The sequence below is a fragment of the Pseudomonas sp. MPC6 genome (assembly GCF_006094435.1).
Taxonomy (GTDB): domain Bacteria; phylum Pseudomonadota; class Gammaproteobacteria; order Pseudomonadales; family Pseudomonadaceae; genus Aquipseudomonas.
The window spans coordinates 4448019-4467996 of the sequence record NZ_CP034783.1 but is presented as its reverse complement, the minus strand read 5'-3'; the positions used below and the strand labels follow the sequence as shown (position 1 = coordinate 4467996).

General features: G+C 56.2%; 16 protein-coding genes and 3 pseudogenes. 5 read left to right on the top strand and 14 right to left on the bottom strand.

The annotated features are described in order from the left end of the window. Positions 1-86: 86 nt before the first annotated feature. The 3 genes and pseudogenes from ELQ88_RS22670 to ELQ88_RS22660 all read right to left on the bottom strand — a co-directional run bounded on the left by ELQ88_RS22670 (position 87) and on the right by ELQ88_RS22660 (position 1297). Positions 87-602: an AAA family ATPase gene (locus tag ELQ88_RS22670; protein WP_138967896.1), complete on the bottom strand. Its 516-nt coding sequence runs from the start codon at positions 600-602 to the stop codon at positions 87-89. Positions 603-739: 137 nt separating this feature from the next. Beyond that, positions 740-914 (bottom strand): annotated as a pseudogene (locus ELQ88_RS22665) (hypothetical protein); the annotation flags it as partial. A gap of 38 nt (positions 915-952) precedes the next feature. Next, complete coding sequence (locus ELQ88_RS22660; RefSeq protein ID WP_138967894.1) at positions 953-1297, bottom strand: cupin domain-containing protein; 345 nt, start codon at positions 1295-1297, stop codon at positions 953-955. 234 nt (positions 1298-1531) lie between these two features. On the opposite strand from ELQ88_RS22660, the gene ELQ88_RS22655 reads away from it, so the two are divergent. Continuing rightward, positions 1532-2359 carry a hypothetical protein gene (locus ELQ88_RS22655; RefSeq protein WP_138967892.1) on the top strand — a complete coding sequence of 276 codons (828 nt, stop codon included), beginning with the start codon at positions 1532-1534 and terminating at the stop codon, positions 2357-2359. A gap of 139 nt (positions 2360-2498) precedes the next feature. Here ELQ88_RS22655 and ELQ88_RS22650 read toward each other — a convergent pair. Continuing rightward, positions 2499-2848 (bottom strand): annotated as a pseudogene (locus tag ELQ88_RS22650) (TonB-dependent receptor); the annotation flags it as partial. Positions 2849-2933: 85 nt separating this feature from the next. Here ELQ88_RS22650 and ELQ88_RS22645 point away from each other — a divergent pair. Next, positions 2934-4388, top strand: coding sequence for a TrkH family potassium uptake protein (locus ELQ88_RS22645; RefSeq protein WP_138967890.1), 1455 nt, complete (start codon positions 2934-2936; stop codon positions 4386-4388). Between the two features lie 162 nt (positions 4389-4550). Here ELQ88_RS22645 and ELQ88_RS22640 read toward each other — a convergent pair whose 3' ends face one another. The 8 genes from ELQ88_RS22640 to ELQ88_RS22605 all read right to left on the bottom strand — a co-directional run bounded on the left by ELQ88_RS22640 (position 4551) and on the right by ELQ88_RS22605 (position 14195). Next, complete coding sequence (locus ELQ88_RS22640; RefSeq protein ID WP_138967888.1) at positions 4551-5723, bottom strand: DUF1624 domain-containing protein; 1173 nt, start codon at positions 5721-5723, stop codon at positions 4551-4553. A 227-nt stretch (positions 5724-5950) separates the two neighbouring features. Next, positions 5951-6391, bottom strand: a complete 441-nt coding sequence (locus tag ELQ88_RS22635) for a hypothetical protein (protein WP_138967886.1) — start codon at positions 6389-6391, stop codon at positions 5951-5953. A gap of 13 nt (positions 6392-6404) precedes the next feature. After that, positions 6405-8660 carry a TonB-dependent siderophore receptor gene (locus tag ELQ88_RS22630; protein WP_138967884.1) on the bottom strand — a complete coding sequence of 752 codons (2256 nt, stop codon included), beginning with the start codon at positions 8658-8660 and terminating at the stop codon, positions 6405-6407. A gap of 164 nt (positions 8661-8824) precedes the next feature. Then, positions 8825-9763: a carbohydrate kinase gene (locus ELQ88_RS22625; RefSeq protein WP_138969565.1), complete on the bottom strand. Its 939-nt coding sequence runs from the start codon at positions 9761-9763 to the stop codon at positions 8825-8827. Positions 9764-9867: 104 nt separating this feature from the next. Next, positions 9868-10527, bottom strand: coding sequence for a nucleoside/nucleotide kinase family protein (locus ELQ88_RS22620; protein ID WP_138967882.1), 660 nt, complete (start codon positions 10525-10527; stop codon positions 9868-9870). 116 nt (positions 10528-10643) lie between these two features. Next, positions 10644-11570 (bottom strand): ABC transporter substrate-binding protein, encoded by a 927-nt coding sequence (locus ELQ88_RS22615; RefSeq protein WP_064678481.1) that lies wholly within the window; start codon positions 11568-11570, stop codon positions 10644-10646. A 46-nt stretch (positions 11571-11616) separates the two neighbouring features. Beyond that, entirely contained in the window at positions 11617-12639 is a 1023-nt protein-coding gene (locus tag ELQ88_RS22610; RefSeq protein ID WP_138967880.1) for a ribose ABC transporter permease, read from the bottom strand. Next, positions 12636-14195: a sugar ABC transporter ATP-binding protein gene (locus ELQ88_RS22605; RefSeq protein ID WP_138967878.1), complete on the bottom strand. Its 1560-nt coding sequence runs from the start codon at positions 14193-14195 to the stop codon at positions 12636-12638. The genes ELQ88_RS22610 and ELQ88_RS22605 overlap by 4 nt, the downstream gene beginning before the upstream one ends. A gap of 459 nt (positions 14196-14654) precedes the next feature. Here ELQ88_RS22605 and ELQ88_RS22600 point away from each other — a divergent pair, with 459 nt between their 5' ends. The 3 genes from ELQ88_RS22600 (at position 14655) to ELQ88_RS22590 (ending at position 19155) form a co-directional block, all read left to right on the top strand. After that, a complete protein-coding gene (locus ELQ88_RS22600) occupies positions 14655-15659 on the top strand; it encodes a LacI family DNA-binding transcriptional regulator (RefSeq protein WP_138967876.1) in 1005 nt (334 codons plus the stop codon). A 393-nt stretch (positions 15660-16052) separates the two neighbouring features. Beyond that, a complete protein-coding gene (pgi, locus tag ELQ88_RS22595) occupies positions 16053-17717 on the top strand; it encodes a glucose-6-phosphate isomerase (RefSeq protein WP_138967874.1) in 1665 nt (554 codons plus the stop codon). A 211-nt stretch (positions 17718-17928) separates the two neighbouring features. Beyond that, entirely contained in the window at positions 17929-19155 is a 1227-nt protein-coding gene (locus ELQ88_RS22590; RefSeq protein ID WP_138967872.1) for a carbohydrate porin, read from the top strand. A gap of 235 nt (positions 19156-19390) precedes the next feature. Here ELQ88_RS22590 and ELQ88_RS22585 read toward each other — a convergent pair whose 3' ends face one another. Together ELQ88_RS22585 and ELQ88_RS22580 are read right to left on the bottom strand one after the other, a co-directional pair. Beyond that, positions 19391-19723, bottom strand: coding sequence for a hypothetical protein (locus tag ELQ88_RS22585; RefSeq protein ID WP_138967870.1), 333 nt, complete (start codon positions 19721-19723; stop codon positions 19391-19393). Positions 19724-19847: 124 nt separating this feature from the next. Further along, a pseudogene (locus tag ELQ88_RS22580) lies at positions 19848-19940 on the bottom strand (twitching motility protein PilT); the annotation flags it as partial. Positions 19941-19978 lie beyond the last annotated feature (38 nt).

The following is a 19978-nucleotide window of genomic DNA, read 5'->3' as shown; positions in this document are numbered from 1 at the left end:
GCTCGTCCTTCATCCCATACGAGCGTGGTTGTCTCAGTATTACCACCGGTGGCGATTGCTGCTGTCCATCTACTCAAGACAGGGTTTCAGCTGATGCAGCCATCAAAAAATGCAGCAATCTGCCGGTCACCACACAAATGCATCGTAGGAATATGTGGCCCCACAGCCAACCGCACCGCCTCAATGCCCGAACGATAACCACGATCAAAATTCCACACAAAATTCAGAAAGCTCAAAAACGCCCGGTCAATCTTCTCCGTACAACCTGCAGCCAGATCAGCGCGAGGGCGGTTCATTACACTGCGCACGATCACCCGGGTTAAACAGATGAGCCTCGGCGTATCGAGCCAGATGATCAAGTCGGCGCGAGGCAGGCGAAGATCGAATGTACGCCGCGCATAGTTGCCTTCACAAACCCAGGCATCCGGTGCAATCGCTTCACTGACCCGCGCACGGAATTGCTCAGCGTCGGGTTCGACCCAGCCAGGCTCCCAGAACAATGTGTCCAGGTGCACCACGGGCAGGCCAAGGCGTCTGCCGAGGGCGCGGGCGAGGGTGGATTTGCCGCTACCGGCGTTGCCGAGAATCACAATCCGTTGCATGGTCGGACTTCCTGTCGAGAAAAAGCCGGCAATTGTGCAGGTTTCGTAGCCTCGGTTAAAGATTGCTGGGGGATGACCGCACCACAGGAATGAGTTTTTTGTTGCCTGCTGCGCTATTTGCAGATGCGAGCAAGAAGTCAGAAATCCCAGCGTGTCGACACCATCACCTTCCGCGGATCTCCGTAATACGACGATCTGTAGAACCCAATATTGGTGAAGTACTTCTTATCGAGCACGTTGTTGACGTTCACTGAGGCGAACAGGTTTTTTGCTCAACTGGTAGCGCGCCATCAAGTCGCCCAGCCAGTACGGAAGTCATAAACCCCAGTGCAATTCAGTTGGCCCAGCGCTCACTCTTGCCTGACAATATCAACCGATATCTCCACCGCTGGAACCGTTCCCCTGTTCTCAAGCCAGTGTGTGGTATTCCTGTCCTCAGGCCAGCCCACGCCCGGCGCATAGTCCCTGGCAATTCCATTTCGATGATCAGTGATCGTTCCTTGCAGGATATAGACGGTGCCTGGCCGGTCTTTATGGTTGTGAATCGGGCCAAAGACGCCTCCGGGCTCGATAGTCACCATACGCATTCTGAGTTGGCGGCCTGCCATGCCCTCAATCTCAGGACCAAGGTCAACCGTTGCCAGTAACTTCACCGTAACGCCTTGCGTCTCGGGTGCTACCTGTTCGTCGTTCATCGTGCGCTCCTTTTAGAAGCTACAGGGCCTATCTAAATAGTAGCCCCCTAAAAAATCTGCCAGTCCCTTCTTTCACCTACACTCAATCATCGAGTGGATCGAACCTCCTGCACGTAAGGTCATCGTCGCGACATTGCGGCTCGTCGCTCTAAATCCGCAACCGGTCTAGTGCAATCGCTGTCCCACGCATCTGGACTGATCATCCACGCTCGTGCAGAGGCGAGGACGGAAACCATGATCGATTCACACACCCCCCAGCTTATCCCCCACAAGCTCTGGCAGGCCATGCTGCTGATGCTTTGCTTCGGCGCACCGGTATTGGTTCAGGCCGATTGCGTGTGTTACGGCACCTTCGCCGAACAGCAGGCCTGCCAGAACAGCTGCACGATGCAAAAATGGCGAAACGACCGGGAAAGGGTCCAGGACAATATTCCCGAAGACATGAAAACGGTGGTTCCAGGCTATCTGCGGGCCCGTCAGCTCTTGCGAGAAACCCCCAGTAACGCACCCAACCTGCCGCAAGTCTTCCTTCAATATGAGCAGGCGCGCGAGCGCCGGGATACTGCACTGCTGCATCAGTACCTGGCGCAGGTCTCGGTGGAGGCGCTATTGACCAATGGTGTCGGGTTCAAGATCCTCGACGATCGCTATGAAATGCCCGAGTTTGCACGGCCGGCATTCCATGACTACGCGCATCAGATGTTCAATGCGACTATCGATATCGTGCCCAATAAAGGCAGGGTCAATGTGCATTCGAGGTATCCGGGAATACTCGATGAGGCTGAACTGCAGGCGTGGGCGATTAAACACGGTGGCGTGAAACCACAGTTGGTGTTCGGCAGAGTCGTCTTTCCCAAGGCGGGTGAAGGCAAACCACTTGATGAGTTGACGCCGGAAGACAGAAAAGTGGTGGGCGATTGCAATGCCGAGACCAACCAGAAGTATCCTACCGCTGCCAAGGTGCGCAGGGACCGTAGTATCACCGACAAGTCCATCGCGGTAGAAGCTCAGAACTACTATCGGGCATGTATGGCGAAGTCATGCAAATCTTGCAGCTACTGAGTAGCGGTCCGGAGCCCAAGACCACGGTCCAGTGTCCTGAGCAATTGATCGGACGCTATTTGCAGAGGAGGGCAGGACGTCAGAAATCCCAGCGTGTCGACACCATCACGTTCCGCGGATTCCCGTAGTACGACGATCTCTAGAACCCGATATTGGTGAAGTACTTCTTGTCGAGCACGTTGTTGACGTTCACCGAGGCGGAGAGGTTTTTGCTCACCTGGTAACGCGCCATCAGGTCGACCAGCCAGTACGGGTCCTGGGAAAACTTTTGCCGCTGTCATCACGAATGACCTTGTGGGTGTAGCCCGCTTGAACTTGCCAGCCCGGTGCCAGTTCGCCGGAGATCTCGGCTTCATAGCCTTTGGTTTTTGCCTTGATGCCGACGTAGGCCCAATCCACGAGCGCGTTGGGCGGGAGGTTGTTGTTGTACTCGGTGTCTTCTTCAGCCCGGTTCTCTTCATGAATTTCGAAGTAGGCAAGGCTGGTGTTGCTCGTAAAAGTTTTACGCAAAATTTACGGGACTTTCAGGTTGGGCATCCGATACTGCGCGGTGGTAATTTGGAACGCACCTGTTATGTCCTTCTCAGCAATTCGGCTTGTCGGCTTCATCTTAGGTATTTTTCTGATCACGCTGGCCGTATGCATGGCCATTCCCATGATCACACTGGTGGTCTATGGGCGTAGCGACGATCTGTCGGCATTTCTCTGGTCGAGTTTGATTTCCTTCGTCTGTGGCCTCCTGATGATCGTGCGGGGGCGCCCGGATACTGGTCAGCTTCGTCCCAGGGATATGTACCTGCTGACGACCGCAAGCTGGGTGGTTGTGTGCATATTCGCAGCGTTGCCAATGGTGTTTATCAGCCATATCGGCTACACCGACGCATTCTTTGAAACGATGTCTGGGATCACAACCACTGGTTCGACTGTACTCACCGGTCTGGATAGCGCATCTCCCGGCTTGTTGATATGGCGCTCGATGCTGCATTGGTTGGGCGGTATCGGTTTTATCGGCATGGCTGTGGCGATCCTTCCACTGTTGCGAGTGGGCGGCATGCGTCTGTTCCAGACAGAGTCCTCAGATTGGTCGGAGAAAGTGACACCGCGTTCCCATGTGGCAGCCAAGTACATTCTTGTGCTCTATCTGGGGCTTACTGGCATCGGCGCCCTGGCACTCTGGCTCGCCGGGATGACGCCATTTGAAGCGGTCAACCACGCCATGTCGTTGATCTCTACCGGGGGGTTCTCAACGTCGGATGCCTCACTGGGGCATTGGACGCAACCAGCGATTCACTGGGTGGCAGTGGTTATCATGATTCTGGGTAGCCTGCCATTCACCTTGTACGTCGCCTCATTGCGGGGCAATCGGCGTGCGCTGATCAAGGACCACCAGGTACGCGGATTCATTGGATTCTTGCTCGTTACATCGCTGGCCGTGGGAACCTGGCTGTGTTTTCACAGCGATTACGGATGGTGGGATGCGTTTCGTATCGTGGCAGTCAATGTGACCTCGATCGTCACGACCACCGGAGTTGCGGTTGGCGACTACACGTTATGGGGCAGCTTCGCTGTCTTGCTCTTTTTCTATCTGACCTTTGTCGGAGGATGTTCAGGCTCAACTGCAGGCGGGCTTAAAATCTTCCGATTTCAGGTTGCTGGCGCCCTGTTGGTCAGTAGTTTGAAGCAGTTGATCCATCCTCGAGCCGTGATTCAGAAGAAGTACAACGGTCATCCCATCGACGAGGAGATCTTGCGCTCGCTGTTGACCTTCTCGTTTTTCTTCACCATCACAATTGCCGCCATCGCGTTGGGCTTGGCGCTCATTGGACTTGATTGGACAACAGCATTGAGCGGCGCAGCTACCGCAGTGTGTAACGTCGGGCCAGGGCTTGGCGCGATCATTGGGCCGGCAGGTAATTTCTCATCATTACCGGATGCCGCCAAATGGCTGCTGACCGTGGGAATGCTTCTGGGAAGGCTGGAAATCCTGACGGTGTTAGTACTGGTAACTCCGGTTTTCTGGAGATATTGACCCACCTTGTCGGTGTGCCGCTGTTGGTCGATTCCTGCCTGTTGCGAAGGGCAGCAATCGACCGAGGCTGTGCAGCGGCGGCCGACAGCTGCTTGGTCAGCGTCGTAAAAAAAGGTGTGGGCAAACGCCTTGCCAGCGCGCGCCCCCGCCACCTGTGTCCCGTTAAAAGTATTTAAGCCAGCCGATATCGCGCCGCCGCGCCTTCAATGCGGCGAACCAGCGCACTGGCAGATACAGCGTTGCAGCCAGCAGCACCGCCGTCAGCCACACCGCCCAGATGCTGTCGAAGCCGAAGTAGTTGCCTTGGTTCGCACCGAACACTGCCACGCTGATCACGTACATCACTTTCAGTACGTAGAGGTGGAGCAGGTAGAAGAACATCGGCGCCGCGCCAAACACCGTCAAGGTGCCGATCCACTTGCGTTGCTGCGCCCGTTCAAAGGCAAGAAGCAATAGCAGGCCCACCCCCAGCGTCAGCGACAGGAAGAGCAGGGAAGGGGGGTATTTGGTGATGTTGAAGAAGCTCATGACGGTGTGCGGGGTGCTTTCATAGACCAGCCAGTGCGCCTCGCCATAACCGTTGAGCAGGCGCAGGGCGACGAAGCCGATCAATGCGCCGGCGCCTGCCAGCAGCAAATAGCGCTGACGCACGGGGGTGGAGGCTGCGCGAGAGAACCAGGGGCCGATGCAGTAACCCAGGGCGATCACGCCGATCCATGGCAGTACCGGGTATGAGCTGCGCAGGCGCAGGCTGTCCGAGAATTCGAGCCAGCCGCGATCATGCAGGATCGCCCAAGGGATGTGCATCGCCGAGCCGACCGGGAAGTGCAGGGGATCGAGTAGGTTGTGTCCGGCGACGATGATCAGGCCCAGGACACAGAGGACTGGCCGAGGTAGCCAGACCAGTGCCGCGAGGGCAATCATGCTGACGCCAATCGCCCAGATGACCTGCAGGTAGATCACGGTGGGCGGGAGCTGGAATGTCCAGGCGAAATTCACCAGGGTGAATTCCAGCAGCACCAGGAACAGGCCACGCTTGAACAGGAACAGCGACACATCGTGCTTGCCTCGGTGCTTTTCGCCGTACAGGTAGGCTGACAGGCCCGTGAGCAGAACGAATACCGGCGCACATAAATGGGCGAGTGTGCGGCTGAAGAATAACGTCGGGTCGGTGGTGTCGATGGCCATCGGGTCGGCGACTTGACGGTGCAGGAAGAACGTTTCGCGCACGTGATCCAGCAGCATAAAGATGATCACCAATCCCCGAAGGGCATCGATGGACATCAGGCGTTGGCTGACGTTTGTGGTGGGGGGGATTTGGGTAAGGTGGGTCATGGAAAGTCGCAGGCAGGGGGGTGGATAGCGCTGTCGGTAGATAACCGATAGGGCGTTTAATGTTATTCTATAACGTATCATTATATTTTGTCCTACCCTCGCGAATTCCTGCTGCCGTTGTGCTGCACAAGCAGAGGGCGGCCTTGAGTCTTGCGGTGGCCATGAAGACGCCTTCGCCGGCAAGCCGGGCTCCTACAGGGGATCGGTGTGGTTCACGGATTTTGTGTTCACTGAAAATCAACTGTAGGAGCTGGCTTGCCAGCGAAGGCGGCCTTGAGTCTTGCGGTGGCCGTGATGACGCCTTCGCCGGCAAGCCGGGCTCCTACAGGGGATCGGTGTGGTTCACCGATTTTGTGTTCACTGAAAATCCCTGTAGGAGCTGGCTTGCCAGCGAAGGCGGCCTTGAGTCTTGCGGTGGCCGTGATGACGCCTTCGCCGGCAAGCCGGGCTCCTACAGGGGATCGGTGTGGTTCACCGATTTCGTATTCACTGAAAATCCCTGTAGGAGCTGGCTTGCCAGCGAAGGCGGCCTTGAGTCTTGCGGTGGCCGTGAAGACGCCTTCGCCGGCAAGCCGGGCTCCTACAGGGAATTGGCACAACACCGGCGCCAGGCCGGTGTTGGGTTTTTCTTCGTCGGGTTCATCTCGGGCAGAGCAGCGCAGCGCCACCCGACCGGGTGCCTTAGAAGCGGTACTTCGCCGAAGCCGTAATGCTGCGCGGTGCACCGTAGGTCAGGGCGCCGTAGGCATCGAAGATGTCGAAGTACTTCTGGTCGGTGATGTTGTCGGCATTCACCTGGGCCGAGAGGTTTTCGGTGATTTCGTAGCGGGCCATCAGGTTGACCAGGGCGTAGGCGTCCTGCTGGATCTTCTCGGAGTTGCCTGCGGGGTTGGTGGCGTAGGTGTAGATCGAGTCCTGCCAGTTGACCCCGCCGCCGACGGTCAGCTTGTTGAAAGCCCCTGGCAGGCGGTAGGTGGTAAAGGTGCGCAGCAACTTGGTCGGGTACAGCGTGTTGACGTTGTCGCCGTTGGCATCTTCGGCGGTGAACTGGGTGTAGCCCACCGATGCATTCCAGTTGGTCGCGAGTTCGCCGGACACTTCCAGCTCGAAGCCCTTGCTGGTCGCGCCTTCACTGGCCTCGTAGGCGAAGCCGCCGACCGGGTTCGAAGGATCGATCAGCTGGCCGGTGTTCTGGCCCAGGTTATCCTGCTTGATCTGGAAAATGGCCGCGGAGGCGTTCAGGCGGCCGTCGAAGTACTCGCCCTTCAGGCCGATTTCGGTGCTCTCGCCAACGATCGGCTCCAATGTCTGGCCACTGCTGTCGCGTACCGACTGCGGCAGGAAGATTTCCGTGTAGCTGGCATAGGCCGAGAGGTTGTCGGTGAGGTCGTAGACGATGCCTGCATAAGGCGTCAGCTCATGGTCGACATCGACCTTGCTCACGTCCGAGAAGATGTCATCACTGGTCTTCTCGTACCAGCTTTCACGGGCGCCGAGAATCACTTTCAAATCGTCGGTCACGTTCAGGCGGGTGGCTGCATAGAGGCCCTTCTGCCGGGTCTCGCTGTAGCCGTAGTCGGTCCGCGGGCCCCATACCGGCTCGGCGAAGTTGCCGCTGTAGGCATCGAAATCGGCAACGCCGTCAAAGCCTGTTTGCGCGTCGAGCGAGTCGGCGTCGAACTTCTGCTTGCTGTCCACATAACCGAAGGCCAATTCGTGCTCGCGGCCCAACAGCTTGAACGGGCCATTGAAGCGGATGGCGTAGTCGTCCTGGGTGGTCTCGGTCTTGTAGGTCGCCGGGAACGAAGACATGCCTGAGCTGCCGTTCCGGCCGGGATTGCCCGACAGGTACAGCAGGGAAGAGTCGCCGGTGCGCTCGCCACGGTTGTAGCTGAGGTTGACTTGCCAGTCGTTGGCAAAGGTGTGATCGAGATTGACGAAGTAGGTCTCGTAGGTGGTGTCCCACTTGCTCCACTTGGCGGAGGTCGACTTCGAGCGGCTCCAGTTGGTGCGACCGCCATCTGCGTACCAGACGGGCAGGCCGCCCCACATCGGCGAGTCGGCGTTGCTTTCCTGCCGGCTCAAGCCGAACCAGAGCGTGGTGTCGGGCGTCAGGTCGATGTCCATGGTGCCGTAGACGGTCTGGCGCTTGTTCGAGTTCATGTCGATCCAGGTGTCGCCCTCGTTGCTCTCCGCGACCAAACGCCCGCGAATGGTGCCTTCCTGGTTCAGCGCGCTGGACACGTCAGCCTCGACGCCATAGGTGTCCCAGGAGCCGGCGCTCAGTTCCAGCGAGCCCTTCAGGTCGGTGCTGCTGGCGCGCTTGCGCACCATGTTGATGGACGCGGAGGGGTCGCCGGCACCGGTCATCAAACCGTTGGCGCCACGGACCACTTCAACGCGGTCATACATGGCCAGGCTGCTGAAAATCTCCCCCGAACTCCAGGGCTGTTCGTAGAGGGTGGGCACGCCATCGATCATCAGCGAGTTGAGCTCAAAGCCGCGGGCGTTGAACTGCGCCCGGCTGGTCTCGTAGCGGTTGACCGAGACACCGGTGGCATTGTTGACCACGTCGAGGATCGTATGCAGGTCCTGGTCCTGGATGCGCTGCTGGGTGACGACGCTGACCGACTGCGGCGTCTCCCGCAGGGACATGCTCAACGGCGTGGCCGTGCGTGCCGCCGCGGTCGTGTACGAGTGCGTGTCTTCGGTGACCGCACTGCGCTCGCGAACGGCCGTCTCCGTGACAGCGATCGGGGCCAGGGTCAGAGCACTCCCTGTCTCTGTTTGCTCAGTTTGCTCCGCCGCCTGCGCGGATGGCGCCGCGAAGGCGATACCGGCTGCCAGCATGTGCACGGCCAGGGCCAGGGGGCGCACAGCCAGCTGCGCGCGGGGCGGAACGGTGTTTTGTGAACACAGGGAGATGGGGGTGTACATGTGCACTCACATTTGGCTTGTTGTTAATGAGAATCCATATCATACGCAAATGTGATGAGTTATCAAATGATACCTGTAATGTCTTTATGGACAGATTCACCCCAGGCCAGGCCGGAGACCCCCGCGAAGACCGCAGTGCCCGCGGCGCCGACCCTGACCAGATGTCAATCCAACTGATGCCGCAAAGGCAAGTCCGGCCCGGTCTTGCCACAGGTCAGGGCGGCGGCGCTGACGGCAAAGGTGAGCATTGCGTCGATCTGTTCGCGGCTCAAGCGCTGCAAGCCTTCCACCGAATCCAGCTGCTGCTCGGTCAGCCAAGCGATCAATGCCGCCTGGAAGGTGTCACCGGCGCCCACGGTGTCGACCATCGCCACGGCACGGGCCGGCACCGACCAGGTGCCATGGCGGCGGCTGAACACGGTGGCGCCCTGACCGCCGCGGGTGAGGAATACCAGTTGGCAGCGGTGCTCCAGCCAACCCTCGATCACGTTCTGCGGGTCGCGCCCGGGGTAGAGCAGGTTCAGGTCTTCGTCACTGACCTTGATCAGGTCGGCATGCTCGACCAGCGTGCTGATGCGTTCGCGCCAACGCTCGATATCCGGCTCCGGGTTGAGTCGCACGTTGGGGTCGAGGCTGATCAGGCGTTTGCCGCTTTCCCGGCGGACCAGCGCCAGCAGGGTATCGGCAATCGGCTGCACCACCAACGAGAACGAGCCGATATGCAACCCGCGCACCTCAGCGCCCAACTCAGGCAAGTGCCCTGGCAACAGCTGGCGATCGGCGCAGCCTTCGCCGCGGAAGCTGTAATGCGGCGAGCCGTCGGCACCGACGGCGACCATGGCGAGGGTGGTCGGTGCATCGAAGTCCTGCAGGTAGTCCGGGCGCACGCCTTCCTCCTGCAGTACTTGCCGTAAGCGCCGGCCCAGGTAGTCGGTGGACAACCCGGCGAACAGTGCTGCATCGATGCCCAGGCGCCGCAGTCCCACGGCGACGTTGAACGGTGAGCCGCCAGCAACGGCCTTGTAGTTCACTTTTGAAGCTTGAACGCCAGCGTCGTTTTCACTGAAGAAATCGAACAGGGCTTCGCCACATACCAGATACATAGTCATTTGCTCTTTAAAGGTTCGCTACAGGTTGTCATTGAATCAATTGTGGCAAGGCGGATAGCAGATCAAGCGCCGCTGTTGGTCAACGGCATGATTGTTTCTCAAGGAGAGCCAGTGGGTTGTTCATCGGTGAGCGCAAAATCGGCTTCGCTGCTGGCTGACATCACAAGTTCGGCATTCGGAAGGTCGTTTCGACAGACTTTTTCATACGCGGCCGATTCATCGAAACCGAATGACCTCCATCGATCAAGCAGTCGCGCCTCCAGGGTTTTGCGATCGACGTGCAGCATAATCGTCGCGTCAAAACAGTTTCTCAACGACGACCATGGGGCGAAGTTCAATAGAAGGTAGTTGCCTTCCACGATGAGATATTTCACTTCAGAGGAAACCAGTCGTCCTGCAGCACGGGATATCTCCAGGCGTCGATCGAATACCGGAACGGCAACCGTGGGTTCGTTGTTCGCACGAAGCCGCAGCAGTAGATTCCTGAAGCCACCCACGTCGAATGTATCGGGGGAACCCTTACGATCCAAGAGGTTCAAGGATCCGAGAACCGCGTCATCGTAATGAAAGCCATCTCCGGGAATGACCGCTGCGCTCCCCGGCATACTGTTATTAAGGGCCTGTGCCAAGGCCTCGGAGACGGTGGATTTACCGGCACCAGGCGGTCCCGCTAACGCAACGACAACTCGATCGCCAGGCAGTGCCTTGACGTAGTCGAGTAGCGCTGTGCTTACAAGGGTGTTTGCGTAGGTATACATGCCAGATTTCTCGTCAGCAGGCGTCGCTCTGTCTTTCCTCAGGCTGCTGCGAGCACCTCGCAGCAGCCATTCCCTGCATCACAGGCTGAGGATCCTTATACCGCTGGGTTCAACCGTTAATGATCAGCTTGCCAGCCTTTGTACTCCGAGACATTGGCCCGGGTTACCAGCGAGGGTTGCAGCAGTACCGTTGTGCTTTCCAGGGCTTTGCCATTGAGCAGGTCATTGCCCATCGTGACGGCCTGTTGTGCCTGGCCCCAAGGGGACTGAGACGCAGAGGCCTGGATCTGTGTATCGCTCTTGAGTGCTGTCTCTATATCGGGAGCTCCATCCACCGATGCGATAATGATGCCTTTACGCTTGAGTTGCTTTGCTGCCAGGTCTGCACCTATGGCTTGGGGATCATTGATGGCGAATACCGCGTCGACTTTCGCAAAGCGGGTCAGGTCGCCTTGCATCACGCTGTAGCCACCTTCGCGCGAGCCTTTGGCATCCTGATTATCGGACAATACCTTGATAGCGGGTGCCTGTGCGAAAACACTCTTGCAACCATTGACCCGGTCCAGGACTGCGGAAGTTTGCGTTCCGTTCTGGATAATAACGTTACCCTTGCCACCCAGTTGCTCGGCAATGTACTGGCAGACTATCCTGCCGGCTTCGACGTTATCTGTCTGTACTGTAGCGTTGGCACCTTGCACCATGACATCTACACCCACAACCACGATGCCGGCCTTTCTCGCTTTCGCAATCGCAGGCGCAATTGCCACAGGGTCGACGGCATTGACAAGAATCAGGTTGACACCCGATGAAATGAAGTTATCGATCTGGGTGAACTGCTTGTTTAAATCGTAGTCGGCCGAGACTGAGGTAAATTTTGCGGCTGGATTGATTTGCAAGGCCTGCGCTTTGGCGCCATTTACCATCGCAACGAAATAAGGATTCCCCAACGAGCCAACGGTTATTCCTACGGATTTCAATTCTTGCGCTTGAGCGGTGTTAAATGCCAGGCATGCACAAGCCGCGGCCAATATCGTTTTCTTCATGAGTACAGTCTCTTATTGTTGGAATATTAGAGGGGTTTTACAGGGTTCAAGTGCGTGCGCCGGTCTGCCGAAAGCGATCGAGTGCGACCGCCCCGATAATGACGACACCCTTGATGATGTATTGCCAGATATCCGAAACCCCAAGCAATATCAGGCCGTTGGAAAGTGTCGCGATGATCAGGGCGCCAATCAGCGTGCCGACGATGGTGCCGACGCCTCCGGTGAAACGTGTGCCTCCCAGGATAACGGCGGCAATAGCGTCGAGTTCATAGGACTGGCCCATTTGCAGTCCGTTGGCAGCCATCAATCGAGCGGAAGTCATGATGGCCCCCACACCGGCCAGCAAACCGGATATGGCATAGACGAAGAGCAGGACTTTCCAGACCTTGATCCCCGATAACCGTGCGGCCTCAGGATTGCCGCCCACTGCGTAAATCTGTACGCCTAAAACGGTCCGACGAAGAATGAGCCACGACAGCGTCACGACGACCAATGCGATCACGACCAGCCATGGCACCCCGAACAACGTATCGTTACCAATGTAGGCAAACGACAGATCGGGGTTGAACACTGTTTTGTCTTCGCCAATGAGGCGTGCGATCCCACGCATCGCCGTCAATCCGCCCAGCGTGACTATAAAAGCAGGCAGCTTGCCGAAAGCGACCAACACGCCATTGACGAGCCCTAGCAACAGTCCGATTCCAAGCCCCGCAGGGATGGCCAAGGAGCCCAACCCCGGGACCTGCGATACCAGTAGCGCCACTACTGCGGAAACAGCCAGGATCGAACCCACCGAGAGGTCGATACCCCCGGTCAAAATCACGAAAGTCAGACCGGATGCCAATACCACGTTGATAGAGGCTTGTTGGCTGATGATCGAAAAATTTTGCGCCGAGAAAAAGCTGTCGCTCATCAGGCTGAAGCCTACACACAGGAGCAGCAATACGGGGAGCATGCCCGCCACCCTCATCAGTTGACGCATTTTTTCCTGTGCGCCAGGTCCGGCGATGTTCCGTGCATTGGGGGTGATGAAGTCACTTGCTACTTTGCGTTGCAATGGGGAAGTCATTGGACTAAGTCTCCGTTGGCTAGAGTCAAGCTGTCGCTGCCTGTGGCAAACGCGATAATGGTTTCAGGTGTGATATCAAGACCGCTGCGGCCACCGAGTTCGGCGACAAGTTTTCCTTCACACATGACCAACACACGGTCAGCAATTCCGACAATCTCTGGCAGTTCACTTGAAATCATCACTACACAAACGCCGGAGGCGGCCAATGCATTGATTATTTTATATATTTCTGTTTTGGCTCCAATATCGACTCCCGAAGTAGGCTCGTCGAGGAACAGCACCCTGGGCTTCATTTCAAGTAGACGAGCCAGCAAAACCTTTTGTTGGTTGCCTCCAGACAGCGCGCCGACATTGATGTCCGGGGAGGCTTTGATATTGAGTGCCTGAATGGCCTGTTTAACGCGTGCGGTTCCAGCCGATCGGTCCACAACACCCGTCAATGAAGCATCACTTCCCAACACACAGACATTGATATTGTCGTGGACACTCATATCGAGAAAGAGGCCCAAGGCTTTACGGTCTTCTGTCAGATAGGCGATACCTGCATTGCCTGCATCGCGAGGGGAGCGTATGGCTACAACTTCGCCATCCAGTTCAAGGTGTCCCCCGGCGTACGCATCGATACCTGCGATCAATCGGGCAAGTTCCGTTCTCCCTGAACCCACCAGTCCTGCAATCCCGAGAATTTCGCCCGCGTAAAGTTCGAAACTGCAATCCTTGATCTTGTATCCGTCTGTCAGGTTGCGAACGCGCAGTATCGGTTGCTCATAAGTACACGAAGCACGCTCATGGGCATAGAAACCGGAGACATCGCGCCCCACCATCATTCGGACCAGGGTTTCGGCCGATAGCGTGCCACGGTCCAGCGAACCCACGTAATGACCGTCCCGGAGCACCGAAACAAAATCGGACAGCGCGTATATTTCAGCCATTCGATGGCTGATATAAATGATTGCGACACCTTCATCACGTAACTGGCGAATCAGGGTAAACAGACTTTCAGTCTCTTTTGAAGACAGCGGCGTTGTAGGCTCGTCCATCACCAGGATTCGCGTATCGGCATGAATTGCACGGGCGATTTCAACCAGTTGCTGGTCCGCAATCGACAATGTAGCGACTAGCGCGTGTGGATCGAATGTGACGCCAAGTCGCTTTAGTACAACTTGCGCGCCTTCGGTCATAGCCTTGTGGTTTATAACGCCGCATCGACGAATTTCTCTACCCAGGTAGATGTTTTCGACCACGCTCATGTTCGCGCACAAGCTGAGCTCTTGATAGATAACCGAGATGCCATGACGCTTCGCATCATTGAGGCCGTAATGTCGAATATCACATCCATCGATTCGGATAGTGCCACTGTCGGCGATATAGGCCCCCGACAGTATTTTCATCAGCGTGGATTTTCCGGCGCCGTTTTCGCCCATTAGCGCGTGGATTTGTCCGGGGAAGATACTGAGGTCGATGTCATGCAGGACGCGTACGCCATTGAATGACTTGGAGATGGCGCGCATTTCCAATAGAGCAGGGGGAGGGCTTTCAGATCCGGTATTCAGCATAGCGGTTGACTCCTTATCTACCGATTTGAGAAGTGGTGAAACCGCTCATCGGTTGTTCTTGTTCGACAAACATAGTTCAAAGGAAAGCGCTTGCGCAAGCGCTTTCCTTTGTCGATGGAGGGAATTTGGAAAGTTAGGAAAGCGCTTGCGCAAGCGCTTTCGTCTCGGCTATGCTTTTTTCGACAGCGTCCCTGCTCCCGTTAACGGTTCGCCAGGGGATCGCCAAAAATAATAAAAAGGAGTGCCCGGCCATGCTGCATAGCGCAGTCCATCATCTCGCCTTGCCCGCTGTCGGTGTACAGCGCACCTCGCTGGGTTCGCCCCGACATCGCACGCCTGTCCCGGCATCGATTCCCGGAGCTTGCGACACATTTTCTCGCCGTGAGCTTTACAATGGCTTGGTGCCGGGCATGAGCCCGGCGCTATCCATGAATTCACGTGAGAAAGGAGTGGTACACAGTGGGCGCAAAGATGAGTGATGTCGCGCGGGCCGCAAACGTATCAATGTCTACGGTATCCCATGTGCTCAACGGTACTCGCAAAGTACATCCGGACACCGTTCGTAACGTGAATCAGGCTGTAGAGGCCGTAGGCTATATTCGAAACTCGCTCGCACGGTCCCTGGCCCGTTCCTCTTCAGGGGCCATAGGGGTCGCGATCGCTACGCTGTCAAACTATTACTTCAGTGAAACAGTACGTGCCATCGAAGCGGCCTGTGCGAAAAGCGGTTTGATGATGATACTGGTCAATACGCAAAAAGATCCGGAGCAAGAGCTCAAAGCGGTCAAGGCACTGCATGAAAGACGGGTCGACGGCATTGTACTGGCCTCGGAGTATGATCCGGAAAATAGAGTTTTCAATTACTTGAAGGCCAACAACATACCCACGGTTCTCATCGATCGGCTGCTGTCGACGTCTTTCGATCAGGTGGGGGTAGAGAACAAGCAATCCTCTCAAGAGTTGATTGCACATTTGATTAAACTTGGACATCGGCGTATCGGGATGGTCTCCGGACGATTGACCCAGTCTTCTTCTCTTGAGCGAATTGACGGCTACCGTTCGGCCTTGGCTGAGGCTGGAATTGCCTACGACGAGCAATTGGTTTGCTGTGGTGAATCGGCGATTGCGCCGGCCATGGAAGCCACTCGCCGTTTGCTGGCGCTGGAGCACCCGCCGACCGCCATCATGACTGCCAACAATCTGATGACCATCGGTGCGATGCACGCTCTTCGTGCAGCAGGTCTTGAAGTGCCAAAGGACATCGCGCTGGTCGGCTTTGACGACTTCGACTGGGCGGATGCTTTTAGCCCCCGATTGACCGTTATGGCGCAACCTCTCGAGGAATTGGGAACCCAGGCGGTGAAGCTTCTCTTGAAGCGTATCAAGCAACCTGAGGGGCGCCGTCAGACGCTTCGATTGAAACCCTCTTTAATTCAGCGGGACTCTTGCGGCTTTCCCAAATAATTGTGCTCAGGGATTGATCCTGATGAACTGGCGGTTGCGGGCGTGAATTATTCCGATTATTTCCACGTCTGACCGCCTGAATGAACTTTTAAAGTAAGCGGCCAGTACCTCGTTTTCCATTTGTCGTGCACATTTGCATAAGTTCACCTTTTTTATTGAGTGACCGGTGTTCGGTTTTTTTTCAGGTTTTGATGGTTCGGTTATTGAGATTGGGTCTATTTAGATCGCGTTGGTGAATTCCGATCTCTTGGAACGAAGTCCGATAATACAGAGTAATCAGACACTGTAGCGCATACGGCTGCCGGGCACTTGTGCGTTCGCGAAGTATAAAACAACCCGATTGGAATCGTTGGTTCAGACGGCGCAAGCCGGATTGGAAAAGAGAGACTGAGCATGAATAACTACAACAAAGCGAGTGATGTGACTGCATTGCCGGCATGGCGCAACCTGCTCGACCATCGGGAGAGCATGAACAATTTCAGTATGCGCGATGCTTTCCGGGATGACAGTCAACGCTTTCAGGATTTTTCCCTGGCAGGCTGCGGGCTGTTTCTGGATTACTCCAAAAACCTGATCACTCACCAGACGCGCTCACTGCTTGTCAACCTCGCGCGTGAGGCAGGCGTGGAACAGGCCGCGCACGCCATGTTCAGTGGAGAAAAAATCAACTGTTCCGAGGGGCGTCCTGTGCTGCATACCGCGCTGCGGCGTCCAGTGGGGGAGCCGTTGATGGTCGATGGCCGCAACCTGATGCGCGATGTGCATAGTGCCCTGGCGCAGATGACCGACGTGGTGAGTCGTATCCATAGCCACCTTTGGCGTGGTTACAACGACAAGGTCATCACTGATGTCGTGAACATTGGTATCGGCGGCTCATTTCTGGGCCCGGAGCTGGTCTCTGAAGCCCTGGCGCCTTTCGCTCGGCATGGGGTGCGGTGCCATTACCTGGCTAACATCGACGGCAATGAGTTTCGAGAGGTGACAGCCGATCTGAACGTGGAAACAACGCTGTTCATCATCTCCAGCAAAACCTTCGGGACTCTGGAAACCTTGAAGAACGCGCACGCGTGTCGAAGCTGGTACCTGGCCAAGGGCGGGACGGAAGAGAAGCTGTATCGCCATTTCATTGCCGTGACCAGTAATCGCCAGGCCGCGCTGGATTTCGGCATCCGTGAAGCCAACATTTTCCCCATGTGGGACTGGGTCGGGGGTCGTTATTCACTCTGGTCGGCAATCGGACTGCCAATTGCGCTGGCCATTGGCATCGCTAACTTCAAGGAACTGCTGTCCGGCGCCTACGCGATGGATCAGCATTTTCTGAATGAACCGCTGGAACAGAACCTTCCCGTTCTTTTAGCGGTACTCGGGGTTTGGTATCACAACTTTTGGGGGGCGCAAAGTTATGCGTTCTTGCCCTATGACCACAACCTTCGCAACTTCGTAAAGCATTTGCAGCAGATGGACATGGAATCCAATGGTAAAAGTGTCCGTCTTGACGGCACGCCGGTTTCCTACACCACTGGCCCGGTCATCTGGGGCGGCGTGGGATGTAACGGACAGCACGCTTACCATCAGTTGCTGCATCAAGGCACGCCTCTGATTCCGGCTGATTTCATTGTACCGGTGGTCAGCCATAATCCAGTGGCTGACCATCAGGAATGGCTGTACGCCAATTGCTTGTCTCAAAGCCAGGCGCTGATGCGCGGTAAAACCCGTGGTGAAGCCGAGGCAGAACTGAAAGCCAAAGGCCTGTCATCCAGTGAGATTGAACGGCTGGCGCCGCATAAGGTAATCCCCGGTAACCGGCCCAGTAATACAGTCGCGCTTGAAGTCATCAATCCACATAGCCTGGGGGCGCTGATTGCGCTTTATGAACATAAGGTCTTTGTCCAGGGTGTCATCTGGGGAGTCAATTCGTTTGATCAATGGGGCGTGGAGCTGGGCAAGGAACTGGGCAACAGCGTTTACAACCTGCTGACTCGCTATGACGCGGAACCGGCAGATGATTCCTCGACACAGGGGTTGATAGATTTCTTCAGGGGACGTCATCGGGGTTAGAAACTACTTAAGTTGTGCCGTTATTACTTCGCACTCGCACCGCCTGGTTTTCTAATGTTTTAGTCAACATAAGGTGGTGTGTTTTCTGTTTGGTTTAACTTGGAATTCCGTCCGGGCGTCTGTGTGCAGCGTTAGCTGCGCACGCGTATAAAAAGTACTAACTCGTATTATCAGCCTTATCCAACAACTATAAAAACGAAAGGTGTCATAAATGAACGTCAAGACTCTCAGTGCAGTTCTGGGTGCGTCCTTTGCTGTCGGTGTTTTACCTGTCGATGCGTATTCAGCCGATTTCAGTGGTTATTTCCGAACCGGGGTAGGGGATTCGACTCAAGGAGGGAAACAGTCGTGTTTTCAGCTGCCCGGCGCACAATCCAAATATCGTCTTGGCAACGAATGTGAGCAATATCTGGAGCTGGATTTGCGCCAGGATCTGCTTTCACTGGACGACGGCTCGGTGGTTAGCGTGGAGGGCATGGCGCAGTTTTACAACGAGTATGGCCATGAGCCGAAATTTGACGGAGAACACGGCTATACGCGAATGAGTCAGCTCTACGCAGAGTGGAGCAAGATGCCGGCATTGAATGGCGGTTCTTTCTGGGCGGGCCGTCGTTACTACAACCGAAACGACATCAATATTTCCGACTACTTCTACTGGAACCAAAGTTCAACGGGCTTTGGCTTCGATCAGGTCGCATTGGGAGATCTGAAATACAGCTACGTGTTGTCACGCAAGGACAATGTCTTCCAAAAGGATTTTGTTACCCGGCATGATGTAACCGTCAGCGGATTCAACACCAATCCCGGTGGCGAGGTTCAGCTGGGCGCCAGTTATCTGGACAAGCCGAGCCGCGAGGATGCTCATCAGGGCTGGTCGGTGGTCGCCCAGCACAAGCAGGTCGCGTTTCTTGGCGGAGTCAATAAGTTCGCGATTCAATACGGCCGGGGGCCGGGCACCGCATTGAGCTACACCGGTGATTCCACATTGGATGAGAGCAACAAGAGCTGGCGGATCGTGGAGTTCTTCGATTGGCAAATGACCCCTGCCTTCAGTGGTCAGGTTGAGCTGGTCTATCAAAAAGACACGCGCCCTGAGGGTGATGATCAGAACTGGTTATCCATGGGTGTTCGGCCAATTTATGCGTTTTCGGATCAGTTCAAGTTGATCACCGAAGTTGGGCGCGACCAGGTTGAAGCCGCGGACGGTACCCGAAAACTCACCAAGTACACCATCGCGCCGACTTGGTCACCAAAGGGACCGGGATTCTGGGACCGGCCGGAAATTCGTCTGTATTACACCTACGCCACCTGGAACAAGGCTGCGCAACGCGCCGCCGGCCTGCAATCTCCGGGATCGGCCCTGTCTGATACCGGTGCGTTTGGCACCGACCTGCACGGTTCCAACGTAGGGGTTCAGGTCGAGTATTGGTGGAAATAAATTGCCGGAATGACCGTCCGCTATGGGTCCGGATTTGGAATCAATCGGCGAAATAGCGGACCAGGTTTTCGTCCTGCTGGCTGGTTTTCGACTGCGGCACGGATTGGAAGCGCCTGAAAGAGTGTGAGCCTTTCAAGGCTGCCGGTGAGCTTGTAGGGTGTCGACGTAGAGCCATGTCTTCCCACTGCAACGCATACAGGCTGATTGGGTCGAGTGCAGCTGATTGAACATCCACCTACATCGACTGGATCGACACCACTTCCACAAAGCGGAATTTTTTCCTGGCCGCCTTGGTCGCTTCCTGCTCAGCCAGGAGGGTACTCAACGTATCGGCCTCATGGACTATCTCGTGCATCTTGCCTTCAAATTCATTACCCACCCGAAGCGTGACTCTCAGCCTGGGTGTAAAGGCTTTCGCGACCTTCTTTTTCTCTGCAACCTTCGCCGGCGGCGTGATCACGGCATCCGCAACAGGCTTTTGCACGACAGGCGCATCTTCCTGCGCAGCCGGCTCGTCGGCACCGAACAGGGCCCGGCGCATTTCTTCTTCAGTTAATTCTGGGTTCATGCCAATTCTCGGAGGGGTGTTATGAGTAGCAGGTACGATTCTATCAGCATGACGAGTTTCTCCAGTAGCGAGTTTCCTCCACTTGAAGGAAGTCCCCCGTAATCAGGTGCGCATCGGCGACGAAGCGCGCGCACTCGCAGGTAAAGGACTGCCACCGCCGTTCGGCCGGCAGGAAACTGTTGAGCTCCTGGTAGAAGCGGAAGGTTGCGCTGGTCATGTTGAATAGTATGGACAGCTATCGGACCCAAACCGGTC

What these genes read in the sequence shown, in the direction of transcription:
- ELQ88_RS22660 (WP_138967894.1), bottom strand. Translation starts at nt 1,297, where the DNA reads ATGAACGACGAACAGGTAGCACCCGAGACGCAAGGCGTTACGGTGAAG.
- ELQ88_RS22620 (WP_138967882.1), bottom strand. Translation starts at nt 10,527, where the DNA reads ATGTATACCTACGCAAACACCCTTGTAAGCACAGCGCTACTCGACTAC.
- ELQ88_RS22585 (WP_138967870.1), bottom strand. Translation starts at nt 19,723, where the DNA reads ATGAACCCAGAATTAACTGAAGAAGAAATGCGCCGGGCCCTGTTCGGT.
- ELQ88_RS22645 (WP_138967890.1), top strand. Translation starts at nt 2,934, where the DNA reads ATGTCCTTCTCAGCAATTCGGCTTGTCGGCTTCATCTTAGGTATTTTT.
- ELQ88_RS22625 (WP_138969565.1), bottom strand. Translation starts at nt 9,763, where the DNA reads ATGTATCTGGTATGTGGCGAAGCCCTGTTCGATTTCTTCAGTGAAAAC.
- ELQ88_RS22655 (WP_138967892.1), top strand. Translation starts at nt 1,532, where the DNA reads ATGATCGATTCACACACCCCCCAGCTTATCCCCCACAAGCTCTGGCAG.
- ELQ88_RS22615 (WP_064678481.1), bottom strand. Translation starts at nt 11,570, where the DNA reads ATGAAGAAAACGATATTGGCCGCGGCTTGTGCATGCCTGGCATTTAAC.
- pgi (WP_138967874.1), top strand. Translation starts at nt 16,053, where the DNA reads ATGAATAACTACAACAAAGCGAGTGATGTGACTGCATTGCCGGCATGG.
- ELQ88_RS22610 (WP_138967880.1), bottom strand. Translation starts at nt 12,639, where the DNA reads ATGACTTCCCCATTGCAACGCAAAGTAGCAAGTGACTTCATCACCCCC.
- ELQ88_RS22630 (WP_138967884.1), bottom strand. Translation starts at nt 8,660, where the DNA reads ATGTACACCCCCATCTCCCTGTGTTCACAAAACACCGTTCCGCCCCGC.
- ELQ88_RS22670 (WP_138967896.1), bottom strand. Translation starts at nt 602, where the DNA reads ATGCAACGGATTGTGATTCTCGGCAACGCCGGTAGCGGCAAATCCACC.
- ELQ88_RS22640 (WP_138967888.1), bottom strand. Translation starts at nt 5,723, where the DNA reads ATGACCCACCTTACCCAAATCCCCCCCACCACAAACGTCAGCCAACGC.
- ELQ88_RS22590 (WP_138967872.1), top strand. Translation starts at nt 17,929, where the DNA reads ATGAACGTCAAGACTCTCAGTGCAGTTCTGGGTGCGTCCTTTGCTGTC.
- ELQ88_RS22605 (WP_138967878.1), bottom strand. Translation starts at nt 14,195, where the DNA reads ATGCTGAATACCGGATCTGAAAGCCCTCCCCCTGCTCTATTGGAAATG.